Origin of the sequence: Atlantibacter hermannii, assembly GCF_009907385.1 — a bacterium.
In the GTDB taxonomy this organism is placed as follows: Bacteria; Pseudomonadota; Gammaproteobacteria; order Enterobacterales; family Enterobacteriaceae; genus Atlantibacter; species Atlantibacter hermannii_A.
This window is the reverse complement of sequence record NZ_JAAATR010000018.1, coordinates 181,652-200,815: the sequence shown is the minus strand read 5'-3', so window position 1 is coordinate 200,815 and position 19,164 is coordinate 181,652. Positions and strand designations below refer to the sequence as shown.

Annotated in this window: 11 protein-coding genes; 8 read left to right on the top strand and 3 right to left on the bottom strand. The window is 56.9% G+C overall.

Translation table 11 applies throughout. The features are described from left to right. The first annotated feature begins 403 nt into the window (after nucleotides 1–403). Both GV764_RS06140 and GV764_RS06135 read left to right on the top strand, forming a co-directional pair. Nucleotides 404–1,615 carry a diguanylate phosphodiesterase gene (locus GV764_RS06140; protein ID WP_161659381.1) on the top strand — a complete coding sequence of 404 codons (1,212 nt, stop codon included), beginning with the start codon at nucleotides 404–406 and terminating at the stop codon, nucleotides 1,613–1,615. 225 nt (nucleotides 1,616–1,840) lie between these two features. Then, nucleotides 1,841–2,572 carry a MerR family transcriptional regulator gene (locus tag GV764_RS06135; RefSeq protein ID WP_161659449.1) on the top strand — a complete coding sequence of 244 codons (732 nt, stop codon included), beginning with the start codon at nucleotides 1,841–1,843 and terminating at the stop codon, nucleotides 2,570–2,572. 51 nt (nucleotides 2,573–2,623) lie between these two features. Here GV764_RS06135 and carB read toward each other — a convergent pair whose 3' ends face one another. The 3 genes from carB to dapB form a co-directional block, all read right to left on the bottom strand. Further along, nucleotides 2,624–5,848: a carbamoyl-phosphate synthase large subunit gene (gene carB, locus GV764_RS06130; RefSeq protein ID WP_161659380.1), complete on the bottom strand. Its 3,225-nt coding sequence runs from the start codon at nucleotides 5,846–5,848 to the stop codon at nucleotides 2,624–2,626. A gap of 16 nt (nucleotides 5,849–5,864) precedes the next feature. Then, complete coding sequence (carA, locus tag GV764_RS06125) at nucleotides 5,865–7,013, bottom strand: glutamine-hydrolyzing carbamoyl-phosphate synthase small subunit (protein WP_161659379.1); 1,149 nt, start codon at nucleotides 7,011–7,013, stop codon at nucleotides 5,865–5,867. Nucleotides 7,014–7,481: 468 nt separating this feature from the next. Further along, on the bottom strand, nucleotides 7,482–8,303 hold the full coding sequence (gene dapB / locus GV764_RS06120; protein WP_161659378.1) for a 4-hydroxy-tetrahydrodipicolinate reductase: 822 nt from the start codon (nucleotides 8,301–8,303) through the stop codon (nucleotides 7,482–7,484). 579 nt (nucleotides 8,304–8,882) lie between these two features. Here dapB and bcsO point away from each other — a divergent pair. Genes bcsO through bcsD form a run of 6 tightly spaced genes read left to right on the top strand, consistent with a single transcriptional unit; the run spans nucleotide 8,883 to nucleotide 19,160 of the window. Beyond that, nucleotides 8,883–9,428, top strand: a complete 546-nt coding sequence (gene bcsO / locus GV764_RS06115; RefSeq protein ID WP_161659377.1) for a cellulose biosynthesis protein BcsO — start codon at nucleotides 8,883–8,885, stop codon at nucleotides 9,426–9,428. Then, nucleotides 9,419–10,222: a cellulose biosynthesis protein BcsQ gene (gene bcsQ, locus GV764_RS06110; RefSeq protein ID WP_161659376.1), complete on the top strand. Its 804-nt coding sequence runs from the start codon at nucleotides 9,419–9,421 to the stop codon at nucleotides 10,220–10,222. Before bcsO ends, bcsQ begins: the two co-directional genes overlap by 10 nt. Before the next feature lie 18 nt (nucleotides 10,223–10,240). Then, entirely contained in the window at nucleotides 10,241–12,355 is a 2,115-nt protein-coding gene (gene bcsA / locus GV764_RS06105; RefSeq protein ID WP_161659375.1) for a UDP-forming cellulose synthase catalytic subunit, read from the top strand. After that, complete coding sequence (gene bcsB, locus GV764_RS06100; protein ID WP_236651840.1) at nucleotides 12,352–14,826, top strand: cellulose biosynthesis cyclic di-GMP-binding regulatory protein BcsB; 2,475 nt, start codon at nucleotides 12,352–12,354, stop codon at nucleotides 14,824–14,826. Before bcsA ends, bcsB begins: the two co-directional genes overlap by 4 nt. A gap of 13 nt (nucleotides 14,827–14,839) precedes the next feature. Beyond that, entirely contained in the window at nucleotides 14,840–18,691 is a 3,852-nt protein-coding gene (locus GV764_RS06095) for a cellulose biosynthesis protein BcsC (protein WP_161659374.1), read from the top strand. Nucleotide 18,692: 1 nt separating this feature from the next. Beyond that, nucleotides 18,693–19,160 (top strand): cellulose biosynthesis protein BcsD, encoded by a 468-nt coding sequence (bcsD, locus tag GV764_RS06090; RefSeq protein ID WP_161659373.1) that lies wholly within the window; start codon nucleotides 18,693–18,695, stop codon nucleotides 19,158–19,160. Nucleotides 19,161–19,164 lie beyond the last annotated feature (4 nt).

Below are 19,164 nucleotides of genomic sequence, written 5' to 3'. Positions count from 1 at the left end.
AGTATACAAGATGTATGAAGTTGTACATTAAAATTGTACAAATACACAAGGCTTTTTTGCGAAAATATTAAAAAACACCTTAATTTCAGAGAGATAAATTTAATATCTGCTTCTCTCCTGGGGCTTGTACAACGCGACAAAAGTGATAAACCGATACATACCAAAAACTAGGCGCAATAATATATCCTGTATCTTCTGCAAGGATATTTAACAATTAGCCTTATAACAAATTCGATTGCAAAAAAAATGTTAATAAACAAAAGACTGCGAACCCGCCATTCGGGATGGCGCCCGTTAGGGCTGTGCGATCGCCCCCGTTCTTTACGATAAGCCTTAATCATGACAAGACCTCGCGTCAGTCATCTGATACTGTGACGCTTCATACACCTGGCCTGGAATTGTCATGCTCACCACAATCATTTATCGCAGTCATATCTGCGACAACGTTCCGGTAAAAACGCTGGAGGAAATGGTCGACGCAGCAAATAGCAAAAACGGTCATGCCGACGTTACTGGCATTCTGCTGTTTAACGGCACGCATTTTTTTCAGCTACTTGAGGGGCCGGAAGAGAGCGTGCTGACGATTTACCGTCATATCTGTGAAGATGTGCGCCATTACAACGTGGTGGAACTGCTGCGGGATTACGCGCCCGCGCGGCGTTTCGGCAAAGCAGGGATGGAACTGTTTGATTTAAGAGAGCATGACAGTAATCAGGTGCTACAGACGGTGCTGGACAAAGGTACGTCAAAGTACCAGTTAACCTATGACGACCGCGCGTTGCAGTTTTTCCGTACCTTTGTCGAGTCCCGGGAAAAGGAAAATTACTTTGAAATCCCGGCGGCTGATTCCTGGGATTTCGTTCCTGATAACAGGGCAGTCGCGCCAGTGTCCACGCAGTCCGGGGATTGCAGCTTCGCTTTCCAGCCGATTATCGATCCGCTTGCTCAGGAAGTCGTCTCGCTGGAAGCCTTACTGCGTACCCCGGATGGCGATTCGCCGCAGGCCTGGTTTGCGGAGCTGGCAGGCGATGACATCTATGAAGCCGATCTGAAAAGCAAAACCGTTGCGTTTGCGATGGCTGCGGCCCTCGATCTTGGCAAGCAAAGCCTGTCGGTTAACCTGTTGCCTATGACGTTAGTGAAGATCCCCGGCGCGGTCGCGTTTCTGGTCGAGGAAATTCATAAAAATGGTCTGGTGCCGGATCAGATCATTGTGGAATTCACCGAACAAGAGATTATCTCGCGCCTTGAAGAGTTCACCGGCGCCATTCGCCAGCTGAAGGCCGCAGGTATCCGCGTGGCGATTGACCATTTCGGCGCCGGGTTTGCCGGTCTTTCCCTGCTGGCGCGGTTCCAGCCGGAGCGTATCAAGATCAATCGCGAACTGATCGAGGATGTGCATAAAAGCGGCCCACGACAGGCGATCATTTTAGGTATCATCAAAAGTTGTACATCGTTAGAAATTTCGGTGTGTGCTGTGGGGGTTGAGAAGCCGGAAGAGTGGATGTGGCTGGAATCGGCAGGTATCTCTCTTTTCCAGGGCCATCTGTTCGCCCGCCCGGCGTTCGCAGGCATTCCTGCCGTCGCCTGGCCAGAAAAAAGATCTGGTTTTTGAATAACTAACCTCGCGGTCTTGTCTGAAAAGCAAAAATTGTTGTGAGAATAATCAGCAAGATGCGAGGAAGCTAATTACACTATTAAGTGAAAATTCCTACTGCACCTGAGGCGGTTCGTGATAGCGAATAGAGTTCAAGGTTATACAAGAGAAAATGATTTGTACAAGATGTACAAATTAGTTAGTTTGGAACACGGACGTACCGATTTGAGTATGAGTGAGTCAATGGCCTTTTACAGTATTGGCGAAGTAGCTGAACGATGCGGAATAAACCCTGTCACACTGCGCGCCTGGCAGAGACGGTATGGGTTATTCAAACCTCAGCGCAGCGAAGGCGGGCATCGACAGTTCGATGAAACCGACATTCAGCGTATCGAAGAGATAAAGCGCTGGATCCAAAGCGGCGTACCGGTGGGCAAAGTGAAAGCGCTGCTGGAAGAGACTCATCACGCTGAGCATGATGACTGGGCATCATACCAGGAAGAGATGATGACCGTGCTGCGCCATGCCCGTCCGGCAAAACTCCGCGCCGCAATTACTGCTGCGGCCCGTCAGCACTCTGCCGACGCGCTTATCGATCATATTATTATTCCCGTGCGTCATCGGCTTCGGCTCGATCAAAACACCGCCCGCGCCATTTGCAGCATGCTGGATGGGGTGCTGATTGACTATGCCGTATCGGCGCTGGCAGAAGTACGCAAAAAATCGGGTAAAGAAGCGTTGCTGATTGGCTGGGATTGCGATGATCGCACCCGGCTCTGGCTTGAAGCCTGGCGGCTGGCGCAACAGGGATGGAATATCGATGTGCTGGCGGAACCGCTGGAATCGCCGCGCCCGGAGTTGTTCCCCGGTCAGCATATTTTTGTCTGGACAGGCAAAGCCCTGTCGCTGCGTCAGCAGGAACAATTAACCCACTGGCAGGAACAGGGCTTTGATATAGCGTTTCATGGCGTGTAATACGCACCCCGTCGATCAACAAACCTCCGGGGTGCGCCAGCGCCCTTTCCCTTACTTCGTGATTTGCGCGTGCATCTCCTGCACGGAAATCACTTTTTCTTTCGCATCCGCATTCAACGCCATCGCCGTGGCGAAACCGCCGTTCAGCGTGGTGTCGTAGTGCACTTTATACTGTAGCGCGCTGCGGCGGATCAGTTTGGAATCCTCAATCGCCTGGCGTCCTGCGGTGGTGTTGATGATATAGGTGTACTCGCCATTCTTAATACGGTCCTGAATGTGCGGACGGCCTTCATGCACTTTGTTCACCAGACGCGGGTTAATGCCCGCTTCGCCCAGCACAATCGCGGTGCCGTGGGTGGCGTCCAGCTCAAAGCCCTGCTTCAGCAGTTTCGCCGCCAGATCCACCACGCGCTCTTTGTCGCCTTCACGTACCGACAGCAGCGCGCGACCCGATTTCTTCATGGTCGAGTTACTGCCCAGCTGCGCTTTGGCGAACGCTTCCGCGAAGGTGCGGCCCACGCCCATCACTTCACCGGTTGAGCGCATTTCCGGCCCTAACAGCGGATCTACGCCCGGGAATTTATTGAACGGCAGCACCACTTCTTTCACCGAGTAGTACGGCGGAATGATCTCTCTGGTAACGCCCTGCTCAGTCAGCGTTTTGCCCGCCATCACGCGCGCCGCCACTTTCGCCAGCGCCACGCCGGTAGCTTTGGAAACGAACGGCACGGTACGCGCGGCGCGTGGGTTCACTTCAATCAGGTACACTTCGTTATCTTTCACCGCGAATTGCACGTTCATCAGGCCACGCACCTGCAATTCCATTGCCAGTTTCTGCACCTGCTGGCGCATCACGTTCTGGATATCCTGGCTCAGGGTGTAGGCCGGCAGCGAACAGGCGGAGTCGCCGGAGTGGACGCCTGCCTGCTCGATATGCTCCATGATGCCGCCAATCAGCACCATTTCGCCGTCGCAGATGGCGTCAACATCCACTTCCACCGCGTCGTCGAGGAAGCGGTCCAGCAGTACCGGCGCATCGTTAGAAACGCTGACCGCGGTCAGGAAGTAGCGGCGCAGGTCGGATTCGTCATAGACGATTTCCATCGCGCGGCCACCCAGTACATAAGAAGGACGCACCACCAGCGGATAACCGATTTGTGCGGCCTTCTCTACCGCCTGCTCAATGGCGGTCACGGTGGCGTTGGCTGGCTGTTTCAGTTTCAGGCGATCCACCGCCTGCTGGAAGCGTTCGCGGTCTTCCGCGCGGTCGATGGCGTCCGGGCTGGTGCCGATAATCGGCACGCCTGCGGCTTCCAGCTCACGCGCCAGTTTCAGCGGCGTCTGGCCGCCGTACTGGACGATCACGCCTTTTGGCTTCTCGATACGGACAATTTCCAGCACGTCTTCCAGGGTGACCGGTTCAAAGTACAGACGGTCGGAGGTGTCGTAATCGGTAGAGACGGTTTCCGGGTTGCAGTTGACCATAATGGTTTCGTAACCATCTTCGCGCAGCGCCAGCGAGGCGTGTACGCAGCAGTAGTCAAACTCAATACCCTGGCCGATGCGGTTCGGCCCGCCGCCCAGTACCATGATTTTTTCGCGGTCCGGGTTCGGGCGCGATTCGCACTCGTCTTCATAGGTGGAATACATGTAAGCGGTATCGGTGGCGAATTCCGCCGCACAGGTATCCACGCGTTTGTAAACCGGGTGCAGATTGTATTGTTCACGGAGTTTGCGGATTTCCGATTCGCGTACGCCGACCAGTTTCGCCAGGCGCGCGTCGGCAAAGCCTTTGCGCTTCAGGGTCCACAGGAAATCTGCCGTCAGGCCGGTGATGCCCACGTCCGCCACCTGCTCTTCCAGGCGTACCAGCTCCTCAATTTGCACCAGGAACCAGCGGTCGATATTGGTCAGGTTGAACACGCCGTCAACCGACAGGCCCGCGCGGAAAGCGTCAGCGATATACCAGATACGCTCGGCGCCGGCATCTTTCAGCTCGCGGCGGATTTTGGTCAGCGCGTCCGGATCGTCCAGATTCACTTTCGGGTCAAAACCGGTCGCGCCCACTTCCAGGCCGCGCAACGCTTTTTGCATCGATTCCTGCTGGGTGCGGCCAATCGCCATCACTTCGCCGACCGATTTCATCTGGGTCGTCAGACGGTCATTCGCGCCCGCGAATTTCTCGAAGTTAAAGCGTGGGATTTTGGTGACCACGTAGTCGATAGAGGGTTCAAACGATGCCGGGGTACGGCCACCGGTGATGTCGTTCATCAGCTCATCAAGGGTGTAGCCCACCGCCAGTTTCGCCGCCACTTTAGCAATCGGGAAGCCGGTGGCTTTCGAGGCCAGCGCGGAAGAACGCGACACGCGCGGGTTCATTTCGATAACAATCAGGCGACCGTTTTTCGGATTCACCGCGAACTGGACGTTAGAGCCGCCGGTTTCCACGCCGATTTCACGCAGTACCGCCATCGAGGCGTTACGCATGATTTGGTACTCTTTGTCGGTCAGGGTCTGGGCCGGGGCGACGGTGATGGAGTCGCCGGTATGAATGCCCATGGCGTCGAAGTTTTCAATAGAGCAAACGATGATGCAGTTGTCGTTTTTATCACGCACCACTTCCATCTCGTACTCTTTCCAGCCGATCAGCGATTCGTCGATCAGCAGTTCGTTGGTCGGAGAGAGATCCAGGCCGCGTTCGCAAATTTCTTCAAACTCTTCGCGGTTGTAAGCGATACCGCCGCCGGTGCCGCCCATGGTGAAGGACGGACGGATGATGCACGGGTAGCCGACATCCGCCGCCACCGCCAGCGCTTCTTCCATGGTATGCGCGATACCGGAACGCGCGGTATCGAGGCCGATTTTCTTCATCGCGACGTCAAAACGACGACGGTCTTCCGCTTTGTCGATGGCGTCAGCAGTCGCGCCAATCATGGTGACGCCGAACTCTTCCAGCACGCCCTGGCGTTCCAGTTCCAGCGCGCAGTTCAGCGCCGTCTGGCCGCCCATGGTCGGCAGCACCGCGTCCGGGCGCTCTTTCTCGATAATTTTGCGCACCACTTCCCAGTGAATCGGCTCGATATAGGTGGCATCGGCCATTTCCGGGTCAGTCATGATGGTCGCCGGGTTCGAGTTGACCAGGATAACGCGGTAGCCCTCTTCACGCAGCGCTTTACACGCCTGGGCGCCCGAATAGTCGAATTCGCAGGCCTGGCCGATAACAATCGGGCCAGCGCCAAGGATCAGGATGCTTTTTATGTCTGTACGTTTTGGCATGGCTCTTTTCTCCTGATTATTTGGCGTTCTTACGATACTGCTCAATTAATGCAATAAAATGGTCAAACAGCGGCGCGGCGTCGTGCGGGCCGGGGCTGGCTTCCGGGTGGCCCTGGAAGCTGAATGCCGCTTTATCAGTGCGATGGATGCCCTGTAGCGTGCCGTCGAACAGCGATTTGTGGGTTACGCGCAGGTTGGCAGGCAACGTGGCTTCATCGACCGCAAAGCCATGGTTCTGCGCAGTAATCAGCACGGTATTGTCTTCAACGTTTTTCACCGGGTGGTTACCGCCGTGATGGCCGAACTTCATCTTCACGGTTTTCGCACCGCTGGCCAGCGCCAGCAACTGGTGGCCGAGACAGATGCCGAATACCGGAATATCCGTATCCAGGAAGGTTTTAATCGCGTCGATAGCGTAGTCGCACGGTGCCGGGTCGCCAGGGCCGTTGGAGAGGAAAATCCCGTCCGGGTTCATGTTCAGTACGTCAGCCGCCGGCGTCTGCGCCGGAACCACCGTCAGACGGCAGCCGCGATCCACCAGCATACGCAGAATGTTGCGCTTGACGCCGTAATCGTAAGCCACCACATGGAACGGCAGTTCCTCGTCGGTTTTCGCTTCCGGCAAACCGTTTTTCAGTTCCCAGCTTCCCTGGGTCCAGCGGTAAGGTTCGTGAGTTGTGACTTCTTTCGCCAGGTCCATCCCGCTCAGGCCCGGGAAGCCTTTGGCTTTTTCCAGCGCCAGGGCGGCATCCAGATTGTCACCGGCAATAATGCAGCCGTTCTGCGCGCCTTTCTCGCTCAGCAGGCGAGTCAGTTTGCGGGTATCCACATCAGCGATGGCCACGATGTTATGGCGCTTAAGGTAAGAAGAAAGGTCTTCGGTATTGCGGAAGTTGCTGGCAATCAGCGGCAGGTCACGGATGACAAGGCCTTGCGCATGAACCTGGGAGGATTCTTCATCTGCCGGGTTAGTACCGACATTACCAATATGGGGATAAGTGAGAGTGACAATCTGGCGGGAGTAGGAAGGATCAGTGAGGATTTCTTGATAACCGGTCATTGAAGTATTGAAAACGACTTCCCCTACTGCCGTACCTGATGCCCCTATGGCCCGACCGTAGAATTGGGTCCCGTCTTCCAGAACCAACAGCGCTGACTTAATCAAAACGTCCTCCAGGGAATAAACAGTCAATTTATCTGCATATTAATTCATTTGTTATGAATGAATCAACGCAAATACGTTTGCCCGGTGAATTTTTGGCAAACGGCGGCATTCTAAGGAGAGGTTGGGCAAAAGTCTACCCTGAAAACGGGATTTTTCAGTTAATTTTATCAACCACAGAGAAATAAAGGCTGGTAAGCGCTAAAAAAGCGAGTAAACCTGGTGACGAAACCGATTAACAGGCTTATTAAATGTTAAATCACGACCAGATGCCACTAAAAAGTGGACCAGATGGTCAAAATTTACAATAAAATAACAGCGAAACTAAAGATAACGTATAACTATAGCCATTACGTTAATTAAAACCGATGAAAACCCCATAAACACAGATAAAATTAAGGGTGATAAAATATCACCCTTGCAATCAATGCACTACGATTGTAATAACCACATCACGATGGATAAAACCCGTTATAAACTGTTTAAATCCAGTACGTCTCTCATATCAAAGAGACCTTTTTTCTCCGCTTTCACCCAAATGGCAGAGCGAACCGCGCCATTAGCAAAAGTCATCCGGCTGGAGGCCTTGTGGGTAATCTCCACGCGCTCACCGATATCGGCAAACATCGCAGTATGCTCACCGATAATGTCACCCGCGCGCACGGTGGCAAAGCCGATCGTGCCAGGCTGACGTTCGCCGGTATGGCCTTCCCGCGTGTACACCGCGCAATCCTTGAGATCTTTATTTAACGCCTCCGCAATGGCCTCGCCCATTGCCAGCGCGGTGCCGGAGGGCGCATCCACTTTATGACGGTGATGCGCTTCGATAATCTCGATGTCGGTATAGTTGCCCATCACTTTGGCCGCTTTTTCCAGCAGCTTCAGCATCACGTTCACGCCTACGCTGAAGTTAGCCGCAAACACAATGCCGATATCCACACTGGCGTCGCGAATCGCCTGCTTGCCTGCATCGTCAAAACCGGTAGTGCCAATCACCATGCCTTTATGATGGGCGCGGCAAAACGCCAGATGCTGCAACGTCCCTTCCGGACGGGTAAAATCGATAAAGACGTCGAAATCGTTCACTACCGCTTCAAGGCTGGTCTGGATCCGCACGCCAGTAGTGCCTGCGCCAGCCAACTCTCCGGCATCGCTACCCACCAGAGAGGAACCTTCACGCTCCAGCGCTGCGCCAAGAATCACCCCTTCCATTTGCAGCGCCGCCTGAATCAGCTGGCGTCCCATGCGGCCACCCGCTCCGGCGATGGCGACACGAACCTGTGCATCATGCATATTGATACTCTTCATGTTTAGAAATTGCAGATTACTGAGTTTCAGGTTAACGACTCTGGTCAGACGCTGCCAACCTAAAACGACGAAGATTAGAAATTTACGTCAAAAGCACCCTGATATCAGTAAATGGCATCAATCCCTTACTTATTCTGGGGCATTCGTTCTGTCTGTTTACTGGCGCTTAAGTGAACCGCCTTTTTCGAGGTAATAAAAAACATCGGGTTACCTCATCACCTTTGTGAGATCGGCTAAACTCATACTCAAAACCAGTCATTGTCATTATGGCGGAATACTGCTTCCGCTTTTTAACACACTATCCATTCAGACAAATCACTGCCGTCGCGTTAAAATTAGAGAGGAATCACCGTAAAACCGAGATTTTATATCGTGTCGGACAGGAACAGATGCAAGAGAAAATAATAACTCATGCGACTATCTCCATTCGGAAATATCAAATAATCATCGGCGAAGCCGGGATATTTGATGAATTAAGACCTATGGCTTATTGTCTGAATGAGCCGTTATGCTTCCAACGTGCGTGGAAGAAGAAATAATTTCTTGTAAATCATGAGTCTCGCTATGAAAAACTATGATGATTTGCAGCGTTTCAAGGATAAGACACGCAACGGCGCTATCGATTTCAAGGATATGTCGGCGCAAACCCAGCAGCACAGCAGCGGTAACTGGGCCATTATCAAACAGCTGGCGTCTGAAGGCGACGAGCAAACGCTGCTCGCGCAAGGCGGCAGCGTCTCTGCCCCGGTTCCGCAGGCTGTCGATGCGCATACCTTTGAAGCCAGTCTGAGTAAACCTGCGCAAACGGAGCCCAAACCCGCCGCGACGGCTTCCTCCATTTTTGGCAGTCTTGCGCCCCAGCAGACTGATGTTCGTCAAACGCCAGCGCAGCCGCCGCTGCTTTCTCAGGTGCCGCCGCCGTCCTCCGCCGCGCCTGCTCAACCTGTTTTCTCCTCCCCTGCCGCACCGGTTGAAGCCCCTGCGTCCGGGCAGAACCAACCCGTGCGATTTGACCAGTTGTTTGCCACGAAAGGCACCCTACCGACCGGGCAAAACGCGAAAGATATCCCCTTACAAACGTTGCTGGAGACGATCGCGTCATGCCGTTAGTTTGTGTTTGTTCGCCTAAAGGCGGTGTAGGAAAAACAACCGTTACGGCCAACCTGGCGTATGCGCTGGCTCGCTCAGGCAGTAAAGTCCTGGCGATTGATTTTGATGTGCAGAACGCCCTGCGCTTGCATTTTGGCGTGCCGCTCTCTGATGGACGCGGCTACGTGGCGAAGGCGGGAGAATCCGCTGACTGGAGCCAGTTCGTGCTGACCGCGGGCGGCAACGTATTTTTGTTGCCCTATGGCGATGTCACAGAAGAGCAGCGGCTGACCTTCGAGCAGCACCTTGCCAGTGACCCGCATTTTTTGCTGCGCGGCTTAAGCACGCTGCTGAATTATCCCGGCCTGGTGATCATCGCCGATTTTCCGCCCGGCCCCAGCCCGGCGCTCAAGGCGATGTCCCGCCTCGCGGATCTGCACCTGGTGACGCTGCTGGCAGATACCGCCTCCCTGTCGCTGCTGCCGCACATTGAAAACCATCGTCTGATCGGCGAGCCGTTGAACCACAAACAGGGCTACTACTTTGTGCTGAATCAGAGCGATAACCGCCGCAATATCAGCCGCGACGTCACCGCATTTTTGCAGCAGCGTCTGGGCGAACAGCTTATTGGCATTATTAATCGTGATGAGAGCGTTTCGGAAGCCAACGCCTCGCAGCAGTCCATCTTTGATTTCAGCCCGGCTTCCGCTGCGGCATTCGATATCGAATTAATCAGTAAAAGAGTGGCCGGCCTGCTCGGTATAAATATTGGCGACGGTGCGGTTCACGCCAGTCTTAAAACATCACATTTCTGACGATTACCAGGAAGGCCTATGAAGAAGGTCCTGTTTTATTTACTGCTGTTGGTGCTTGCGCCAGTAGCAGTGCTGATCATCATTACGCCGATGGATAGCCAGAAACAATATATTTTCGGCCTGGTCAGCATTGGTATTCTGTTTTTATTAGGTTTCAGCAAAAAACACAGCATTTCCGTGGTGATGATGGTGGTCTCGGCGCTGATGTCGACGCGATATATTTATTTCCGCGCCACCCAAACCCTGCATTTTAATTCCGAGATTGAAGCCATACTCGGCATCGGGTTATTTCTGGCGGAACTCTATATCTGGGTCATCTTATTACTCACCTATCTGCAAACCGTATTCCCGCTAAAAAGGGGCATTGTTCCGCTACCTGATGATGTTTCAACGTGGCCGACGGTGGATATTTACATCCCGTCCTATAACGAAAGTCTGGAAGTGGTACGCGACACGGTGCTGGCGGCGCAGTGTATTGATTATCCGCGCGATAAGCTCAACATCTATCTGCTGGACGACGGCAAGCGCCGGGAATTTGCGGTGTTTGCCGCCGATGTCGGGGTCGGCTATATCACCCGTAACGATAACTCACACGCCAAAGCGGGCAACCTTAACCACGCCCTGAAGCTGACCAAAGGCGAACTGATTTGCGTATTCGACTGCGACCACGTCGCCACACGCATCTTTTTGCAGGCGACGGTGGGCAGCTTCCTTCAGGATCCGAAACTGGCGCTGATGCAAACGCCGCACTATTTCTACTCTCCCGATCCGTTCGAACGTAACCTGTCGCTGGGTAAAAATATTCCTAACGAAGGCTCGCTGTTCTACGGCCCGATCCAACAGGGCAACGATAACTGGAACGCCACTTTCTTCTGCGGCTCGTGCGCGGTGATCCGCCGTTCGGCGCTGGAAGAGATCGGCGGCTTTGCGGTAGAAACCGTGACCGAAGATGCCCACACCGCGCTGAAAATGCAGCGTCTGGGCTGGAAATCAGCGTTCCTGGCGATCCCGCTGGCGGCGGGCCTGGCGACCGAACGTCTGGTGTTGCACGTGATCCAACGAACCCGCTGGGCGCGCGGCATGACGCAGATATTCCGTATGGATAATCCGCTGTTTGGCCGTGGGCTGACCTGGCAGCAACGCTGCTGCTATCTGAGCGCCATGCTCTATTTCCAGTTCGCCCTGCCCCGCGTGGCATTCTTAACCGCGCCGCTGGCCTATTTGCTGTTTAACCTGAATATCATCCACTCGTCAGCGGGGCTGATTTTCGCTTACGCACTGCCGCACCTGCTGTTGACCATCTACCTCAACTCGCGGATGAACGGGCGCTATCGCTACAGCTTCTGGGGTGAAATCTACGATATCGTGCTGGCGTTCCACCTGATCCTGCCGACGGCGATCACCATGATTTTCCCGAAACGCGGCAAATTTAACGTCACCGACAAAGGCGGCCTGCTCAATATCGGCTATTTCGATTTCAGCGTGGTGCGTCCACATCTGATTGTCGCCATTCTGCTGACCATCGGGATTATCGCGGGCCTGGTCCGGGCCTTTGCCCACGACTATTTTGCCGTGGATCCGAAGGTTATCGCGCTTAACGTGGGATGGGGGATTTACAGCCTGGTGTTCCTGCTGGCGGCAATTGCCGTCGCGCGGGAAACCCGTCAGACCCGTAAAACAATCCGTATCGACGTCGACGTGCCGGTGATCGTTCACTACGCCAGCGGGATCTCATCGCGTACCCACACTCAGGACTTGTCGATGGGCGGCTGCCGCATCGTGGTGCCGGATAACCGCCATCTCAGCGACGAGATTGAAGAGATCGAGCTACAGCTTCAGTCCGGCTCTATCAGCATTCCGGTTAGCGTGATCGGCGCTGATGACGAGTTTATTCGTCTGATGTTTAAGGATATTCCGCTTTCCCGCCGCCGCGAGCTGGTGCGCGTGGTACTGGCGCGCGCCGATGCGTGGATCCGTCCGCCGAAGCCGCAGGATAACCCGTTCCGCTCGCTGTTAATCATTATCCGCAGCGTATTCGACCTGTTCTGGCTGACCTGGACATCACGCCGTGAAAACCGCCGCCTGCGTGAGGAAGAGGCGCGCCGTCTTAAAGCCGAGGACACCGCTGCATGAAAAGGATGACTTTCAAGGCCTGCCAGGTGTTGCTGGCGTTATGCGTACTGACAAGGACCGTACCGGCACAGGAGCCTCAGCCGGGGGCGCCTGATTTACCCGCCCCCGCCGCAACGCCTGCGGAGGCCGCTGCGCAGGAGGCATTCCCGACGCCCGCCGCCGATGCCGCAACGCCGTCAGACATGCCGGCGACGCTCTCTCCGGAAGGGGCTGCGCCGCAAACCGATACGTCAGCATCAACGCCGGTTCCGGCGATCCCGCTGGATTTGCCGCCGCCGACTCAGGCTACCGCGAGCGCGCCCGCCACGCCGCAGCTTATCCCCGGCAACGCGGTCAGCGTAACGGTGGCGCAGATGGGCCAGCCGCAGGGCGTGATCCTCAGCGGCGGCCAGCTACAGGCGGGCATCAACTTTACCCTGCCCTCCGACCAGGTGATGACCAGCGCACAGTTAAACCTGAACCTGAAAGTCTCGCCGGACATGGCGGCGCGTAACGCCACTCTGCAACTGATGATGAACGGCCAGCCGTTAGGCACCGTGCCGCTCGGCACCTCGGACAGCAACGTCTCGAACTATCAACTGGAGATCCCGGCGGCGCTGGTGGTATCCAGCAATAACATCAGCTTTAAGATCAACGACGGCGACGCCCTGCTGTGCCTGCGCGATCTCTCTGATAAATACCAGGTGACGATCATGCCGGACACCCGGCTGGACCTGGAAGGCCAGCAGCTGAATATCGGCGCGGATCTCAGCCATTTCCCGCGTCCGTTCTTTGATCCGATGCAGATGACGCCGACCGCTCTCGCCTTCGCGTTCCCGGCGAAACTGCTGCCGGAACAGGTGAGCGCGGCGGCAATTGTCGCGTCGTGGTTGGGGATCCAGGCCGACTATCGCGGTATTCGTTTCGACGCGATGCGCGACAAGCTGCCGGAGAAAAACGGCATCCTGTTCGGCAAACCCGGCGACACCATCGGCGGCCTGACGATGCCGGAAACCAGCACGCCGATCCTGCAAATCGTCGATAACCCCGGCAACCCGGTGTACAAACTGCTGCTGGTGATCGGTAATAACGACCAGCAACTGCGCGCGGCGGCATCGCGCTTAACCCGTGGCGATTTCAACGTGCAGTCGCCGTTTATGCCGGTAGATGTCCAGACCATCCCCACCAGTAAACCCTACGACGCGCCGCGCTGGATCCCCACCGATCGTCCGGTGCGCCTGGTGGAGCTGATGCGCCAGGATCAAAGCCTGACGGTCTCCGGGATCTGGCATGAGCCGCTGCGCGTGGCATTCCGCGCCGCGCCGGATCTGTTCCTGTGGGACGGCGAGACTATCCCGATGCAAATCGGCTACCGCTTCCCGTCGGAAAGCTGGATCGACGACCAGCGCTCCTACCTTTCCATGACTTTTAACGGCACGTTCTTACGCAATCTGCCGGTGAACAAGCAGGGTCTGCTGGAGATGCTGTGGCATAAGCTGGGCGGCGACGCGCGCCAGGAAAGCGCCCGGGTGCCGCTGGAGCCGTATCTGATTTACGGTGATAACCAGCTGTCGCTCTATTTCAATATCGAAACTAAAGAGGCCGCGCCCTGTAGCGTGCTGCTGAACAACAATATCAAGAGCCGCATCGACGAAGATTCGTGGATCGATTTGAGCAAAACGCGCCACTTTTCGCTGCTGCCGAACCTCTCCTACTTTGTGGGCGCGTCCTTCCCGTTCACCCGGTTGGCGGATTTCTCGCAAACCGTGCTGCTGCTGCCAGAAACCCCGGCGGACAGCGAAGTCGGCACCCTGCTGGATTTGGCAGCCCGCTCCGGTATCGCCACCGGCACCGCGCTGTACCATAACCGCGTGATGTTTGGCCTGCCCTCAGGCGGCGCCAACCTGGCGTTCCTGAACCAAAGCGACGTGCTGGCGGTTTCTACCCTCGACCAGAACGCGTTCAACCGCGCCCTGCTGGCCCAGTCGCCATTTACCGTCAATGAACATACCTTTGGGGTGCGCGAGCCGACGATGTGGCAAACCGCCCAACGCTACCTTGAAGGTGACTGGACCGCATCGGGCGTTGATGCCGATCGCTACTTCTCCTCGAACGAAGCCTGGCGCGGGTTCGTGAGCTTCCGCTCCCAGTGGAACCCGTCGCGGCTGGTGGTGATGGCGATCGGCAGCAATGGCGATCAGCTTTCCCGTCTGTATACCGACCTGAACTCGGCACGCATCAATGCCGGTATTCGCGGCGACGTGGCCATCATTACCGATGAAAACGGCGTGCGCAGCTTCCGTGTCGGCCAGCAGTTCCCCAGCGGGCAGATGCCCTGGTACATGATGGTGGTGTGGTACGCCAACCAGCATTCGGCGCTGCTGGCGATCGTCGGGCTGCTGTTCGCCACCGTGATAGGGTTAAGTCTGTACGCGTTACTGAAAAGACGTGCGCATAAGCGCCTGAATCCGCAGGATTATGATAGTGAGTAAAGGTGGTAACAACATGAATCACAACAAAAATACCGCCAGACCATGGACGACACTCTGCCTGTTCGGCGGCTTGACCGTCGGTGCGATGTCCGCCCAGGCGGCGGACAACAATCCCGCCCTGAAAGCGCTGTTCGACCAGGCCAATTACTGGCATGAAAAATCCCATGACGACCTGGCGAAAGAGTCGCTGCGCAAAGTGCTGATGGTGGACGCCAATAACACCCAGGCCATGTACCTGATGGCGCTGTGGGCGCAGCAGGCGGGCGATCTGAAAACCGCCGCCCAGTGGCGCGCACGGCTGGCGGCGGTCTCGCCGCAGGATCCGAACCTCCAGGCGCTGGATAACGCCAGACAGCTTCAGCAGGTGCCGCGCGGCCAGCTGGATCTGGCGCGCCAGCAGGCCAGAAGCGGCAATATCCCGGCGGCGCTCAATACCTGGAACACCCTGTTTAAGGGCGGTGAACCGCCGCAGAGCCTCGCGCCGGAATACTATCTGACCATGGCCGGGGATAAATCATTGTATCCGCAAGCGGTCAGCGGCCTGCGCCAGATCGTGACGCAATATCCGCAGGATAACGCGGCGCGCATCGCATTAGGCAAGGTGTTGACCTATCAGGAGTCCACCCGCCGGGAAGGGATCGACATTCTGCAAAATATGGCCAGCGGCAGTAAAGACGCCGACGCGGCCCTGCGCCAGGCGCTGCTGTGGCTGGGGCCGCGCGCGGGCGACGAGCCGTACTATCAGACCTTTTTGCAGCGCCATCCGCAGGATACCGATGTTCAGAACCATTACCGCACCAATATCGGCGGCGCGGCCAGGGGACAGGGCTTCGACGCGCTGAATGCCGGCAATACCGATGTCGCGCGCGGCCAGTTCGAGCAGGTGCTACAGGCGAATCCGGAAGACGCCGACGCGCTGGCGGGGATGGGCTATGTTGCCCAGCGCCGTGGCGATTACGCCGCTGCCGCCCAGTACCTGAACCGGGCGGCAAGCCTGGGCGGGGAGCAATCTGACGAACGTAAAAAGCAGGCGGAGGATGCGGCGTTTTACGGCCAGCTCGCCGCCGCCCAGAACGCGCTGAAACAGGGCGACGTCAATCAGGCGTTAAGCCTGAGCGCCCCCCTCGCCCAGCAGAGCGGCGAACACGGCATCGCGGCGAAGCTGTTCCGCGCCGATGTGCTGCGCCGCAATAAAAACTATCCCGAGGCCGAGCAGGCGCTGCGCGGCGTGCTCGCTGAGCAGGCGGATAACGCCTCTGCCCGCGAGAATCTCTATTACGTGTTGCGCGAGCAGAATAAAACCGCCGAGGCGCAATCGGTGTTGCAAACCCTGCCCGCCAGTTTACAGGCCCGTTTACAGCCGCGCGTCTCCGGCGGCAACCCCACCGATCCGATCCGCCGCCAGGCGCAGCAGGCGGTGGCCAGCGGCGATACCCAACGGGCGATCGCGCTGCTGGAGCAGGGCGTCGCGCGCTACCCTTCCGATCCGTGGCTGCGTCTCGATCTGGCTCGCCAGCTGCAAAAACAGGGGCGCAGCGCCGAAGCCACCAATCTTATGGCACCGGCATTCCGGCCCGGCGCCAGCAATACCCAGCTTTATTCCGCCGCGCTGTTTGCCAGTGAAAACAACGGCTGGCAGCAGGCGCAAACTCTGCTGTCGCGTATTCCTGCCTCCAGCCAGAATAGCGATATGCGCGAACTGGCCCAGCGGGTGAACTACAACCTGCAAATGACCACCGCCGAGCGCTACCTGGCGCAAGGCGATACCGTCGCCGCCGCCAATACTCTCAAGGCGCTGGCTTCCCGTCCGCCGCAAAGCCCCGCCGACGCGGGCAAGCTGGCGCGGATGCTGGCAGAGACCGGCGATCTGGGCGGCGCGGTAACCGTGGTACGCGACAATATGCGCCGTGGCGTGCAGGGTAATGCCGGTGACTATGCCGACCAGATTACGGTGCTGAACCAGGCCGGACTCAGCGGCGAGGCGCAGTCCTGGCTGGCCAACCCGGAATTGCGGGCGCGCAGCACCCCGACGCAATTAGCGAATATTCAGCAGGGCTACGTGATTAACGAAGCCGACCGGCTACGGGTGCAGGGTAACTATGCGGCGGCGTATGACAAGCTGATCCGCGCCATGCAAAACGATCCGCAAAATACCGATCTGATGTTCGCCATGGCGCGCCTGTACCAGTCCGGCAAAATGAACAAAGAAGCTGGCGTGGTATACGACTACCTGATAACCCGCGACACCCCGCAGCAGGATGCCCGGGTGGGGGCCATTGACGTGGCGCTGGCGGAAGGGAATACCGACCGCGCGCGCCAGCTGGCGGCAGGGCTGCGCAACAACGACACGCCGGACCGCCTGCTGCTTCAGGCGCGCGTCGCCGAAGCGCAAGGCAACCATCAGCAGGCGATGAGCTACCTGCGTTCCGCGCGCGGAAAGCTGTTAGGCCTGCAGGGCGCGGGCGGCGACACGTCGCCGATGCTCGGCGGCCTGGCGCTGGCGGATAACCCGTTTATCACCACCGCCAGCCGCAGCGAAGCGACCACGCCGTCAGTCTATGGCCAGGCGATGCCGTGGCAGGTTGCGCAGCTGGCGCGTAATCCGCAAACCGCGCCGCCCGCCGCCGTGCGCACCGATCTGCCGATAGAGAGCGCCCAGGCCGGTACGCTGCGTCAGGTGGATAACATGATCGAGCAGCTCACCGAGAAAACCGCCACCTGGACGCGCGGTTCCGTGGCGGCGCGCGGGCGCGATGGCGAAAGCGGGCTCAGCAAACTCACCGAAATTAAATCGCCGCTCCAGTGGTCGACGGTGCCGTTTGGCGACTCGCGCTTTGACATTAACGTCACGCCGATTAGCCTGAACGCCGGTAGCGCTTCCGAACAGGCGAGCACCCGCTTTGGTACTGGGGCATTGATCCAGGGCGAAGTGGCGCAAGGCATTTATAACGCCTCCACCACCACGCCGCCAACCCGGCCTAATCTTGACACCATCGATGTGCCGTCCCAGGGATCGCAAAAAGCGTCCGGCGTGGAGGTGGGCATGGCGCTCACCGGGGACCAGTACAAAATCGACGTAGGATCGACGCCGCTCGGCCAGGATCTCAACACCGTGGTGGGCGGGATCCAGTGGTCGCCGCAGTTAACTGACTATCTGAAGCTGATCCTTACCGGCGAACGCCGCGCGGTGGTGGACAGCCTGCTCTCCTATGTGGGCGTGGAAGACAAATACAGCGGCAAGAAGTGGGGCCAGGTCACCAAAAACGGCGGCAGCGCCCAACTGAGCTATGACAACGGCGATGCCGGTTTTTACGCCGGATTCGGCCTGTATAACTATCTGGGCGAAAACGTGCCGAGCAACAGCAATGCGACGGGTTCAGCCGGGGTTTATCTGCGGCCTTTACGCGCCGATGACCGCGAGCTGAAAACCGGCATCAGCATGACCTACATGGATTTCTCCAAAAACCTGAGCTACTTCAGCTACGGCCAGGGTGGCTATTTCAGCCCGCAGGACTACGTCAGCGTCTCTTTCCCCATCGACTATTCTCAAACCTTCGACAACTGGAAAATGTCGGTGGGGGCATCGCTGGGTTACCAGTCCTACACTCAGGACAAGAGCGCTTACTTCCCTGGCGACAAGCGTCTGCAGTCGCAGCTGGAAGACTACGTCGCCAACGGATTCGCCAAAGAGGCGTATTACAGCGGCAATAGCGAAAACGGCCTGGGCTATAACCTGCGTGCCGCCGCCGACTATAAAATCAATAAGGACATGACCATCGGCGGCCAGGTGGGGTACGACACCTTTGGCGATTACAACGAAAGCACCGCGCAGCTCTACTTCCGTTATCTGCTGGGGAATAACTAAGATGAATGACGCACAACTTTTGCAGTATTTCCAGAATCAACAAACCCAGTCAGGATGGTTTGCACTGCTTCATACCATGGTCGAAAACATGGTGGCGAACGTGGGCGAATCCCAGAGTCACGCCTTCCTGACGCAGATGGGCGACGATCTTGGCAAGCGATTTCCGCTGGCGCTATCAAATACGGTAGGTGAACTGGAACTGGCGATAAATAAGCAACTTGCGGATTTCAACTGGGGGTATATTGATATCGAAGCCAGCGAAACCGCCCTGCTTATTCGTCACAGGGCGTTACCCACTCCCCCCGATGAAGCCAGACAAGCGGCCTGGAGCAGCGCGATGAGCGCCGTTCTGGAGGGATTATACGCGCGCTGGTTGCAGTCTCAGGGGGGGAAACCCACGGTGTCGTTATGGCGCGAAGCCGCGCCGTCGGCCACTGAGGTCCATTTCAGATATCAAAATAGCCGATGAGGTG